This window comes from Mesorhizobium sp. M1334 (assembly GCF_040317995.1).
Taxonomy (GTDB): domain Bacteria; phylum Pseudomonadota; class Alphaproteobacteria; order Rhizobiales; family Rhizobiaceae; genus Mesorhizobium.
In genome coordinates this window covers 358,213-370,093 of record NZ_JAMYLM010000003.1, presented here as the reverse complement: position 1 = coordinate 370,093, position 11,881 = coordinate 358,213, and the positions used below count along the sequence as shown (strand labels likewise).

Annotated in this window: 8 protein-coding genes; 2 read left to right on the top strand and 6 right to left on the bottom strand. The window is 63.8% G+C overall.

The window, feature by feature from the left end:
- Positions 1-67: 67 nt before the first annotated feature.
- Positions 68-799 carry an SDR family oxidoreductase gene (locus NKH17_RS08840; RefSeq protein ID WP_352475389.1) on the bottom strand — a complete coding sequence of 244 codons (732 nt, stop codon included), beginning with the start codon at positions 797-799 and terminating at the stop codon, positions 68-70.
- 123 nt (positions 800-922) lie between these two features.
- On the opposite strand from NKH17_RS08840, the gene NKH17_RS08835 reads away from it, so the two are divergent.
- Positions 923-1,816: a LysR family transcriptional regulator gene (locus NKH17_RS08835; RefSeq protein ID WP_352475388.1), complete on the top strand. Its 894-nt coding sequence runs from the start codon at positions 923-925 to the stop codon at positions 1,814-1,816.
- A 73-nt stretch (positions 1,817-1,889) separates the two neighbouring features.
- Here the strand turns inward: NKH17_RS08835 and NKH17_RS08830 are convergent, their stop codons facing one another.
- Positions 1,890-3,062, bottom strand: coding sequence for a lytic murein transglycosylase (locus NKH17_RS08830; RefSeq protein WP_352475387.1), 1,173 nt, complete (start codon positions 3,060-3,062; stop codon positions 1,890-1,892).
- A gap of 80 nt (positions 3,063-3,142) precedes the next feature.
- Positions 3,143-3,934 carry a glycoside hydrolase family 25 protein gene (locus NKH17_RS08825; RefSeq protein WP_352475386.1) on the bottom strand — a complete coding sequence of 264 codons (792 nt, stop codon included), beginning with the start codon at positions 3,932-3,934 and terminating at the stop codon, positions 3,143-3,145.
- A 406-nt stretch (positions 3,935-4,340) separates the two neighbouring features.
- On the opposite strand from NKH17_RS08825, the gene NKH17_RS08820 reads away from it, so the two are divergent.
- Positions 4,341-5,720, top strand: a complete 1,380-nt coding sequence (locus NKH17_RS08820) for a serine hydrolase domain-containing protein (protein ID WP_254819005.1) — start codon at positions 4,341-4,343, stop codon at positions 5,718-5,720.
- Positions 5,721-5,931: 211 nt separating this feature from the next.
- Here NKH17_RS08820 and NKH17_RS08815 read toward each other — a convergent pair whose 3' ends face one another.
- The 3 genes from NKH17_RS08815 to NKH17_RS08805 all read right to left on the bottom strand — a co-directional run bounded on the left by NKH17_RS08815 (position 5,932) and on the right by NKH17_RS08805 (position 11,861).
- Complete coding sequence (locus NKH17_RS08815) at positions 5,932-6,597, bottom strand: class I SAM-dependent methyltransferase (RefSeq protein ID WP_352900015.1); 666 nt, start codon at positions 6,595-6,597, stop codon at positions 5,932-5,934.
- Positions 6,594-7,841 carry a BtaA family protein gene (locus NKH17_RS08810; protein WP_352900018.1) on the bottom strand — a complete coding sequence of 416 codons (1,248 nt, stop codon included), beginning with the start codon at positions 7,839-7,841 and terminating at the stop codon, positions 6,594-6,596. Before NKH17_RS08810 ends, NKH17_RS08815 begins: the two co-directional genes overlap by 4 nt.
- Before the next feature lie 81 nt (positions 7,842-7,922).
- Positions 7,923-11,861: a hydantoinase B/oxoprolinase family protein gene (locus NKH17_RS08805; RefSeq protein ID WP_352475724.1), complete on the bottom strand. Its 3,939-nt coding sequence runs from the start codon at positions 11,859-11,861 to the stop codon at positions 7,923-7,925.
- Between the last annotated feature and the right edge of the window lie 20 nt (positions 11,862-11,881).

Sequence of the window (11,881 nt, the reverse complement as noted above, 5' to 3'; positions counted from 1 at the left end):
GCGTTCCGTCCGCTTCGGTGAATCGTCACCCTTCACCCTTCACCCTTCACCCTTCGCCCCCGAGTAGTCAGGCTACTCCGCCGCCGGCCTGGATGTTCTCGCCGGTCAGCCAGCGAGCTTCGTCCGAAGCCAGGAAAACCGCGACATCGGCGACGTCGCGCGGTGCTCCGATCCGGCCGAAGGGCGACATGCCTGCGGCCACGGCCCGGTCCCGCTCCGGAAGCAGGTCGGTGTCGGTGAAGCCTGGCGACAGCGCATTCACGGTAACGGCGCGCGGGCCGAGTTCGCGCGAGAGGACGCGGACGAACTGCTCGACGGCTCCCTTGCTGCCGAAATAGAGCGCCGTCTGCGTGAAGAACATCTTGGTTCCACCAGTGGAGACGGCAATGATGCGGCCACCGTCGCGAACGCGGCGCGCCGCCTCCTGAAGCGTGAAGAAGGTGCCCTTGGCATTGGTGCCGAACACATGATCGAAGTCCGCTTCGGTAGCCTCGACGAGCGGCTTTATGACGGCGACGCCGACATTGGCGACGACGATGTCAATCGGCCCCATCTGCCTTTCGGTTTCGTCGAACAGCCTGCGAATATCGGGGATGCTGGAGACGTCCGCCTGGATGGCGACGGCTTTTCCGCCATTCCCTTCAATGGCGGCAACGACTTCCCTGGCGGCTTTCTCGTTGCCGACATAGTTGACGACCACGGCAGCACCCTTGGTTGCGAGCCCCTCCGCGATGGCGCGTCCGATGCCGCGCGAACTGCCGGTCACAAGTGCGGTTTTGCCTTCGAGTGGACGATGCATGGCTGTTCCTTCCGTCTGGATACGGCCGCCCCGATCGAGCGGCGTTCCAGCGACAGCTAGGGGCATGCTATTGCTCAGAGAATAGCCTATTATGTAACTGACTTATTAAGCCTGGGGTACATAATGCGCGGAACCGAGTTTTCCGAACTCACGGCATTTGCAACAATCATCGAAGAGGGCAGCTTTGTCCGCGCCGCGGCCAAGCTCAGAATTTCGCCTCCAGCACTCAGCCAGACGATACGCGGGCTGGAAGAGCGTCTCGGTGTCCGCCTGCTCAACCGCACCACGCGCAGCATGTCGCCGACCGCTGAGGGCGAGAAGCTGTTTGCCCGCATCGCGCCGGCGTTCAGCGAACTGGAAGGGGCCGTCGCCGACGCGCATGCATCACGCGGCCGGCCGGCAGGCTCGCTGCGCATCAATGTTCCGCGCATTGCCGCCACGCGTTTCATCGCGCCGATCCTCGGTGACTTCCGCCGCGCCTATCCCGATATCGCCCTCACCATCATCGTTGACGACATGCTCACCGACATCGTCGAAGGTCGCTTCGATGCCGGAATCAGACTGGGTGAGCGGCTGCACAAGGACATGGTGGCGGTGAAGCTCAGCGAGGAACTCGAGATGGCCGCAGTGGCGGCGCCGAGCTATCTGGAGCATCGCCCGATACCCCGCCATCCCGCGGACCTGCATCAGCACCAGTGCATCAATTTCCAGTGGCCGAGCGGCGGCAATCTCTACCGCTGGGAGTTCGCCCAGGGCCAACGTGCCCTGGAAGTGGCCGTCAGCGGCGGCCTGACGGTAAACGATACGGACCTGATGATGGGGGCGGTTCTGGATGGGGTCGGCGTGGCGTACATGCTGGAATATCAGGTCCGGCCGTGGATCGAAGCGGGAAAGCTTATCCGCTTTCTCGAAGCCTGGTCGCCGAGATTTCCGGGCTTTTATTTATACCACGCGAGTTCCCGGCAGGTTCCCACGCCGCTGCGAGCCTTCATCGATTTCCTGCTTGCGAGGCGGTGATGTGAATAGTGAATGGTGGTAGCTCTGGTGCTCAAGTGCGGCTCCGGTGCTATTCTTTTACCATTCACCACCCTCACAGCCTGGCCAGCAGCTCCGGCGTCGGCCAGCCGTCGACCGGCAAGCCCAGCCGCATCTGCTCCTTGCGGATCGCTTCGCGGGTGTTGGTGCCGAGGATGCCGTCGACGGTGCCGACGTCATAGCCTCTCGCCTCGAGCTTGGTCTGTAGCGCCTTCATCTGGTCGCCGTCGAGGCCCGGGTCGGGGTTGCGCGGATCGAATCGCGGAGCGCCCCCCAGCCGGGCGGCAAGATTTGCCGCTGTCAGGGCATAGGTAAAGGACTGGTTCCACTCGAGATAGACGTCGAAATTGTCGTAGGTCAGGAAGGCTGGCCCCTTGCGACCCATGGGTAGCGCCAGGCCGGCCTTCAGGCCGTTGTCGAGAAGCGGCGTACCGTCGGGCCTGGTAACGCCCCACTGGCTCCATTGCGTCAACGGCAGCTTGTTGGTGCGCCCTGTCTGCTCCCACGGCAAGTTGTCGGGCACACGGACTTCCTCGATCCAGGGCTGGTCGCGCTTCCAGCCGCGCGACTGGATCTTGCTGGCCGTGCTCATGATCACGTCCGGCGCGCTGCCGCGCAGGTCGACCAGGCCATCGCCGTCGCCGTCGACGCCGTGGCCGAGATAGTCGGAAGGCAACATCTGCGTCTGGCCGATCTCGCCGGCCCAGGCACCGGTCACGTCGGCCGGCACCACGCCGCGATCGATCAAGATCAGCAGCGGAACGATCTGCGGCCGGAACAACTGCGGGCGGCGGCAGTCATACGAGAGGCTCACCAGCGCATTCAGTGTGTGAAAATCGCCTTGCACGGCGCCAAAATCGGTTTCAAGGGCCCAGAAAGCGGCAATGACCGGCGCCTGGACGCCGTATTCGCGATCCGCGCGGGCAAAGACCTCGGCATATTTGTGCAGATTGGCCGCACCTTGCTTCAGCCGATGGGACGAGATCATGCGGTTCGAGAATTCGATGAAGGTCTGGGTGAAGACGCCCTGGGCGCGGTCGCGTGCCAACGCCTTCTCATCGAGGGTGGCGTTTTCCAGCGCATCAAGGCCGGCAGCGCCGACGCCGTCCGCCCTGGCCTCCGCCGCCACGCCCTGCTTCCATGCCTCGAAATCGCCGCCGCATTGCTGTGCCGCGGCCGGCACGGCGCTCAGGAGCAGCGCCGCGAGAAGTCCAAAGCGCAATCGCATCGCCATCCTTCCGAAAAGATTACCAGCGGTTGCAGGCATTCGTTATTGGCTGTGTCGAAAAGCAGGCGGCAGGCCCGGTGTCAACGGGTGTTCTGCCGCAACCACTTCTTCCACGCGGCTTCGGAGCCGTTGAAGACGTTGATGTCGGCGTTTCCGGCCATGCCCGGCACGACGCCCGTTCCGGTATACTGCCAGAAGGTGAAGGGATGGCTGCCGTATTTCTGGCGCGGATGCCCGGCGACAGAGCGCAGCCAATAGGGGTAGCCGCGGAAACCCGACAAACCATTATCTTCGAAGAAGTCGAGCGACGTGTAGATGATCGGCTTCTTGCCGTAGTGTTTTTCGACGATTTCGAGGAACGTGCTCATCTCGCTGCGTACCGTGGCGGGATCGGGCCGCAGCTTGCACGTCGGCGATTTCGGGTTCCATTCCATGTCGAGGACCGGCGGCATCGCCGAGTTGTCTTTGGGCACGTTCTGGATGAACCAGCGCGCCTGGGTCGCGGCCGGCGTGCAAAAGTAGAAGAAGTGATAGGCGGCGCGGGGGATGCCCGAGGCCTTGGTGCGGCTCCAATGCTCGTTGAAAGCTTCATCGAACCGGTCTCCGCCCTCGGTTGCCTTGATGAAAGCGAAGGAGATGCCGCTGGCCCTGGCCGCCGGCCAGTCGATCGAGGTCTGGTATTTGGAGACGTCGGTGCCGTGGACGGCATAGCTCCACGGTGCGCCGCTATCCCATTCATGCGGGTCGGAATCGGCAAAACGGGGCGCGCGTACCGCAACCGTCGCGGCACTGGACGACGATGGCGTCAGATCCTCGACCGTCGAGCAGGCACCAAGCAGCATCAGCGTGATGAGGACCGCGAAACGGCGCATCGCTACTTCCCGAGCCGGTTTCAGCCGGCCGCTGATGGGTCTTTCCGCGGGTGGCCCCTCGACCGGGCGCAGCGTGTCTGAAACCGACTTACGCGACGCGCCTGGATCTTCGTTTCATGCATTTCCCAAACCGTTGCGCAGTTTTGGGACGCATGCATTCAAGCCCCGCCGGACGGTCACCCCACAGGATCGCCCGGTCTGTCCAAGCGCGTCGCTTCGACGCGCTTGGCTCTTTCGTCTGTGCATGTCGTGGTCCCAAAACCGCTGCGCGCTTTTGGGCGACATGCACCTGTGATCGCCGATCATGGTTGATATTCGGTTGACGGCGCTCGACAAGAGCCGCGATTTTGCCGAAACAATGGCGGCAAATCGATGACATAGATCGAGCGCGTCGGGGGAACTCAAAATGCAGATCCTTTTGAAGTTCGTCAAATGGCTGCTCGGCCTGGCTGTGCTGGCCGCCGCGATACTCGCCGGCTGGCTGTATTTCGCGCCGCCGGAACTGATCCGCGTCGGTTCCGGCTATGCGGCCAAGATCGTCTGCTCGAACGTCTTCATCGCCGGGCGCGACGCCAACGACGTGCTCGCCGTCGATGTGCAGGCGCCGGGTCATCCGCTGCTGAAGCTGATGAGAGTGTCGGTGGACAAGGAGAAGGGAACGGTTTCGGCGGGCCTGTTCGGCGCGCTCGGCAAAAGTGTCGCGGTCGCTCGCGAGGGGCTCGGCTGCGCCTCGGTTCCCGACGGGGATATTGCCGCCGCCAAGGTTATCGCCGGCGCTCCACCGACGCCGGCGCCGCTGCCCGATGCGATGTGGCCGGAAGGCGACGATGTCGGTGCCTCGCAGGATCCCGAGGTCGTGAAGGTCCTCGACGATCCAGCAATGACCGGCGCCGGGATGCGGGCGGTGGTGGTGGTCAAGAGCGGCCGCATCGTCGCTGAGCGCTATGGCGACGGCTTTTCCGAAAAGACGCCACTATTGGGCTGGTCGATGACCAAGACGGTGAATGCGGCGATCGTCGGCACGCTGGTGAAGGGCGGCAAGCTGGCGATGACCAACCAGGGCCTGTTCGGTCCCTGGAAGGGAGATGGCCGCGCCATGATCAGCCTCGCCGACATGATGGCGATGTCGAGCGGGCTGGAATTCAACGAGGATTACGGCGACGTCGCCGATGTGACGCGTATGCTCTATCTCGAACCGGACATGGCGGGCTTTGCCGGATCCAAGCCGCTGACCGGCGAGGTCGGCAAGGTGTTTTCCTATTCGAGCGGCACGGCGGTGATGCTGTCCCGATTGTGGCAGGACGCGATCGGCGACAAGGACAAGGCGCTGGCCTGGCCGAGGGCCGCGCTGTTCGATCCGCTCGGCATGCACAGCGCGGTGCTTGAAGCCGACGAGCACGGCACCTTCGTCGGCTCGTCCTATCTCTATGCCACGGCACGCGATTGGGCGCGCTTCGGCCAGTTCCTGCTGCAGGGCGGCGTCTGGAACGGCAAAGAGATACTGCCCGCCGGCTTCGTCGACTGGATGCGGGAACCGGCAACTGCCTCGAAGGTCTACGGCAAGGGGCAATTATGGATCGAAGGACCGGGCGACGAAGAAAACCCCGGCGCCGGCATTGCCGCAGGCCTGCCCAAGGACACCTATTGGATGGAGGGGCATGACGGGCAAACGGTCGCCATCGTCCCCTCGGAGCAGCTGGTTGTGGTGCGGCTCGGCCTGACGCCGGCCAGGCTCGGCTACCGGCCGCAGGCGATGGTGGCGGCGCTGGTCAAGGCGCTGCATTAGGCTGTATCGATACTAAGGTGATGCCGGCCTGCAAACGGCGGTTTCCTGCGCTTCCGGCCTTCGCCGGGCCAAAGCACTCATGAGCGGTCGTGGCAGTTAAGGCTACGGCCGGCGTAGGCCGGTGCTCACGTACCCTAAAGGACGCTCCGCTCCGGTTCTCGCAACCCCACCGTTTTCGACTCGGCCTGACCTGAATCTCAACACATCCTGGCTATCGACCTGGGCCGATTACGGCGAGCCACGCATAGCCGCGACAAAGCGTTTGGAAACGGAAGCTTGCGCCGGTTCTTGCAGATTCCGAATCCAGAACCGCGCGCAACGATTCACGCGGCTCGACGTGGAATTTTTTCAGCCAGCCGCGCAACAGCGTGCGGAACCAGCTGGGCAAGGCTTCCTGCTGGCCAAAATCGACGACGTGCAGCGAGCCGCCCGGTGACAGGGCAGCAAGTGCCGCAGACACCGTCTTCTCCCAGCCGGGGATCATCGACAGCGAATACGAGACAAAGACGCGGTCGAAACTTTTGACGCCGAACAGCGCCTTTGCGTCGAAATCAGTGGCGTCGCCGCGCGCCAGTGTGACGCGGCCGGAGAGGCCTTCGCGCGCGAGGGCGGCAGCGGCCGTCTCCAGCATCTCGGCCGAAATATCGAGGCCGAAGAAGCGCGCGCCGGGATAGCGGCGGGCAGCCAGGATAATGTTGCGGCCGGTGCCGCAGCCAAGCTCGAGCACCGTGCCGCCGGCCGGCACATCCAGTCCGGCGATAAGCCGGTCGCGGCCGAGCAGATAATATTTGCGGGTCAGGTCGTAGATGTGACGCTGCCAGCGGTAGACACCGCCCATCAGTTCGGCATGGCTGGCCGGCAATTCGGTCGTGCTCATGCGGACCGCTTCACATAGAGATGGAAGCCGCCATAGATGGCCGAGCGATCGCAGGCCGAAAACTCGCGCGAGGCGTCGTTCTCGTAGCGCCACTGGTCGAGCAGCGAATTCGAGACGCGGCCGGGCAGCAGGCTGGGTTCCGCCGCGGTACGGAAGATGACGCGGGCGCCTGTCGAGGCGGTTCGGGTGATCTCGGCCCACAACCCGTTGAGCTGGCCGTCGGTCATCCAGTCCTGTGCATCGAGCAGCACGAAGCGGTCGACCGAGCCGGCATCCTTGCCGGCAAGGAACTCGATCAGATTGGCGTGGTGGATGGCAACGCGATCGACATTGTTGCGGATCGTCTTGTAGTTGCGTTTTTCGAGGTAGGCGGGCAGGGCGGCTTCGCCCGGATTAGGGTAGCGGCGGGCGAAAGCCTGCCAGGCGAAATAATTGGTCTTCAGCGGAAAATCGCAGGCGAGCTTTTCCAGTCGTGCCTTCAGCACGCTGGCCATGGTGCCGTCACCCGAGGTGAGCAGCGAATCGTACTGGGCCGGCGGAATGCCGAGGCCGAACAGCGAGGCTTTTCGCGACGTCGCCCATTTCAGCAGCGGTTTTTCGAAGACCGGCGCCAGCTCTTCGTCGAAGAAGCGGCGCTGATCGGCGATGCTCTTGGCGTCCATGATGCCGGCCGGGTCGACGCCGAAAAATTTTGCGGTGCGGTGGCCCATGGCGATGAACAGGCCAAGCAGGCCGGTCTGGTAGAAATTGCGGTCGAAGACGGCGATGCGGCGACGACCACGCCAGTTGCGGCGCTCCCAATAATGGCGGCTGACGGGGTCGAGATGCGGTGCGATGAAGCGATCGTAGGCCTGCGAATTGTGCCCGGTCCCAGCCGCGCCGAAGAAACGGAACAGGTCGCCCTGCGACGGCAGGTGACGCACCGCTGCGAGCTTCATGCGGTTCAGCGCAATATGCGCGGCGTTGAGGTCGACGGCATCGATCCTTTCTGGCGACCGGGTGAGATAGGCGAGGATGTTACAGCCGCCGGAGGCAATGGTGACGATGCGGTGGCCCTTGCCGAGTTGCATTGCGTCCATGTCGATTTCGGGGTCTTCCCAGATCTGCGGGTAGACAAGGCCGGAGAACAGGAAGGCGAACAAGCGCTCGGAGATGCCAGCTTTCGACAGCGGGCGGTTCTGGTAGACGGCCTTGCCGACTTCCTTGCCGCGGCGAAAAACCAGTTCCCCAGAAATGTCCGTCATGGCAAGGCGATTCCCCGTTTGCTTGCCGCAAGCGGGTAACGCAGGTGGATGACAGGCCGGTGACAACCTGTTGAAGCGAGTTCAGGCCTCGCCAAGTCCGCCTGCGGTGGGTGTCGTCACAATGACTGCCTCGCCGGCGTCGAGCACCGTTTGATCGCAGGCTTTCAGCGTCTCGATCGCGCCGGTCTTGCGGCGGACCTTGGTCGAACCGGCCTCGCCATCACCGCCGCCGTCCAGCCCCCGCGGCGGGCGGTTGCGGTGCGAGGACAGGATCGCGCATTCCATCTTTTCGAGGAAGCGAATGATGCGCTTGGTGCCGTCGCCGGCATTCCATTTGCCTTTGCCGCCGGAGCCTTCGCGGATATGAAAATCCTCGAGCAATACCGGGAAACGCAGTTCCAGCACTTCCGGATCGGTCAGGCGCGAATTGGTCATATGGGTGTGGACGCCGGAGGTGCCGGCAAAGCCGCGGCCGTCGTTCATCCGGCCGGCCGGCGAGCCCGAGCAGATCGTCTCGTAATACTGGTACTGCTTGTTGCCGAAGGTGAGATTGTTCATCGTGCCTTGCGCATTGGCCATCGCCTTCATGGCGCCGAACAGCGCGTTGGTGACATGTTGCGAGGTCTCGACATTACCGGCCACGACTGCCGCGGGATAGGTGGGCTTCAGCATCGAGCCGTCGGGAATGATGATGTTGATCGGCCGCAGACATCCGGCATTCATCGGGATGTTGTCTTCGACCATGACGCGGAAGGCATAAAGCACCGCGGCTCGGGCCACCGGCTCTGGCGCGTTGAAATTGTTCTTCATGACCGGCGACGTGCCGGTGAAGTCGACGGTGGCTTCGCGCTTCCGCCGGTCGATAGTGATCTTCACTTTGATCTTTTGCCCGGTGTCGGTCGGATATTCGTATTCGGAACTGTCGGGCAGCCGCTCCAGCACGCGGCGCACGCTTTCGGCGGCATTGTCCTGAACATGGCCCATGTAGGCTTTGACCACATCGAGGCCGAAATGCGCGACCATCTTGCGCAGCTCGGCGACGCCCTTTTCGTTCGCGGCGATCTGCGCCTTGAGGTCGGCGATGTTCTGGTGCGGATTGCGCGCCGGGTAGGGGTGGTCGGTGAGCAGCGTCTCCAGGTCCTTCTCGCGGAACCGGCCGCGATCGACGATGCGGAAATTGTCAAACAGCACGCCTTCCTCGTCGACGGTGGTGGCAAGCGGCGTCATCGAGCCGGGCGCGGTGCCGCCGATGTCGGCGTGGTGGCCACGCGAGGCGACGTAGAAGAGGATGAGGGGTTCCTCCCCCCTTGAGGGGGAGGTGCCGCCGAAGGCGGCGGAGGGGGTCGCCGCGGCAGTGCTCGACACTCTTGGGGTGCCTTCTGACCCCTCTGGCCGCTTCGCGGCCATCTCCCCCTCAAGGGGGGAGATCAGGTCGAGCGCTGCTCCAGCGACCCCACTGGGCCGCTCCGCGGCCACCCTCCCCTCAAGGGGGAGGGAAAAAACAGGCGTCACCACGGTGATATCAGGCAGATGCGTGCCGCCATTGTAAGGCGCGTTCAGCGCAAAGACGTCGCCGGGGTGAATGTCGCCGGAATTGAGCCGGATGATGGTCTCCACCGAGCGATCCATGGAGCCGAGATGCACCGGCATGTGCGGTGCATTGGCGACCAGCGCGCCGTTCCGGTCGAAGACGGCGCAGGAGAAATCAAGCCGCTCCTTGATGTTGACGGAATAGGCAGTGTTTTGCAGCGTTACGCCCATCTGTTCGGCGATCGACATGAACAGGTTGTTGAAGACCTCCAGCATCACTGGATCGGCTTCGGTGCCGAGTGCGGCGTGCCGGCGCTTCTTCTCGACGCGCCGCATCAATACGTGGTCCTTGGCGGTGATCTCGGCCTGCCAGCCCGGCTCGACGACAATGGTCTGGTTCGGCTCGATGATCAAAGCAGGGCCGGCGATCTTGTTACCAGGCTCCAGCGTTTCGCGAGGGAAGATGCCGGCGTCGCGCCAGACGCTGTCGACAAAGATTTTCCGGTTCCCGGAAGGACTTGCGGCCATGTCTTCAACTACCGAATCGCTTTCGTCGCGGCCGGTGCCGCCGGTATCGGTACCTTCGACGCCGATCGATTCGACGATCATCGGCTTGTCGTCGTAGACAAAGCCGAACTGCGCCTTGTGCGCCGATTCGAAGTCCGCCTTGGCCTGCGCGATCGAGCTGTGCCCAAAGTTCACAGGCAGCGCGGTATCGGTGCCGTCATAGCGGACCTGCAGCACCGGCTTCGAGGCGACCGCGTCTTCGGTGATGCCTTGTGCGGCGAGTTCTTCGATGACGGCTTTGCGCAGCGTTGCGATGAGTTCATCGATCGCCGCCCCGGAGTCCTCCACCAGCGGCTTCAGCAGCGCCTGCTGGCGTGACGCAAACACGGAGGACAGGCCGATGCCGTATGCCGATAGCAGGCCGGAGAACGGATGGATCAGCACCGCCTCCATGCCCAGCGCATCGGCAACCAGGCAAGCGTGCTGGCCGCCGGCGCCGCCGAAACAGTTCAGGAGGTATTCGGTGACGTCGTAGCCGCGCTGCACGGAAATCTTCTTGATGGCGTTGGCCATGTTTTCGACGGCGACGGTGACGAACCCCTCGGCGACGGCTTCCGGCGAGCGGCCGTCGCCGATCTCGGCGGCAAGCGCGGTGAATTTTTCGCGAACCGTCTGCACGTCGAGCGGTTCGTCCTGCCCCGGTCCAAAAATTGCCGGGAAGAACTCGGGCTGCAGCTTGCCCAGCATGACATTGGCGTCAGTGACGGCCAGCGGGCCGCCGCGCCTATAGGCCGCCGGGCCGGGATTGGCGCCGGCCGAATCCGGCCCGGCGCGAAAGCGGCCGGCCTCGTAATGCAGGATCGAGCCGCCGCCGGCGGCGACGGTGTGGATGCGCATCATCGGCGCGCGGATGCGCACACCGGCGACCTCGGTGTCGAAGGCGCGCTCGTAGTCGCCATCATAGTGGGCGACATCGGTGGAGGTGCCGCCCATGTCGAAGCCGATGACCTTGCCGAAACCGGCGAGTTTTGCCGTCTCGACCATGCCGACGACGCCGCCGGCTGGGCCGGACAACAGCGCATCCTTGCCCTGGAACATATCGGCGGCGGTGAGGCCGCCCGACGACATCATGAACATGAGGCGAGGGCTTCCCCTCCCCCCCGAGGGGAGGGTGGCGGCGAAGCCGCCGGGTGGGGTCGTTGCGGCAGTGCTCAACGTTCTGGCGGTGCCTTCTGAGATGACCCCCTCTGGCCGCTGCGCGGCCATTTCCCCCTCGAGGGGGGAGAGGACGCCGAGCTCCTTCGCCACCTTCTGCACATATCTTGACAGAATCGGCGACAGGTAGGCGTCGACCACCGTGGTGTCGCCGCGGCCGACCAGCTTGATCAGCGGCGAGACCTCGTGACTGACCGAGACCTGCGAGAATCCGAGCTTTCGACAGACCTTGGCGACCGCCTTTTCGTGCTCGGGGTGTTTCCAGGCATGCATGAAGACGATCGCGACCGCATCGATGCCGTCCGCCTTGGCTTGCTCAATAGCCGGGCGTACGGAAGCAATGTCGAGCAGGCGCTCGACACTGCCGTCGGCGCGAACCCGTTCGTCGATTTCGACGACACGCTCATAGAGTTGTTCGGGAAGGATGATCTGCTTGGCAAAGATATCGGGCCTGGCCTGATAGGCGATCCTCAGCGCATCGCGGAAGCCTTTGGTGATGAGCAGCAGCACGCGGTCGCCCTTGCGCTCGAGAAGCGCATTGGTGGCGACCGTGGTGCCCATCTTGACATCGCCGATCAGCGCGGAGGGGATCGGGGCGCCGGGCTGGACGCCGAGCAGTTCGCGAATGCCCTGGATGGCTGCATCGGCATAGGCTTCGGGATTTTCCGAAAGGAGTTTCCTTGGATGCAGCCCGCCTTGCGGGTCCCGGCCGATGACGTCGGTGAAGGTACCGCCGCGGTCGATCCAGAAATCCCATTTTGCGGTCATGGCAGCGCTTCCGGGCATTT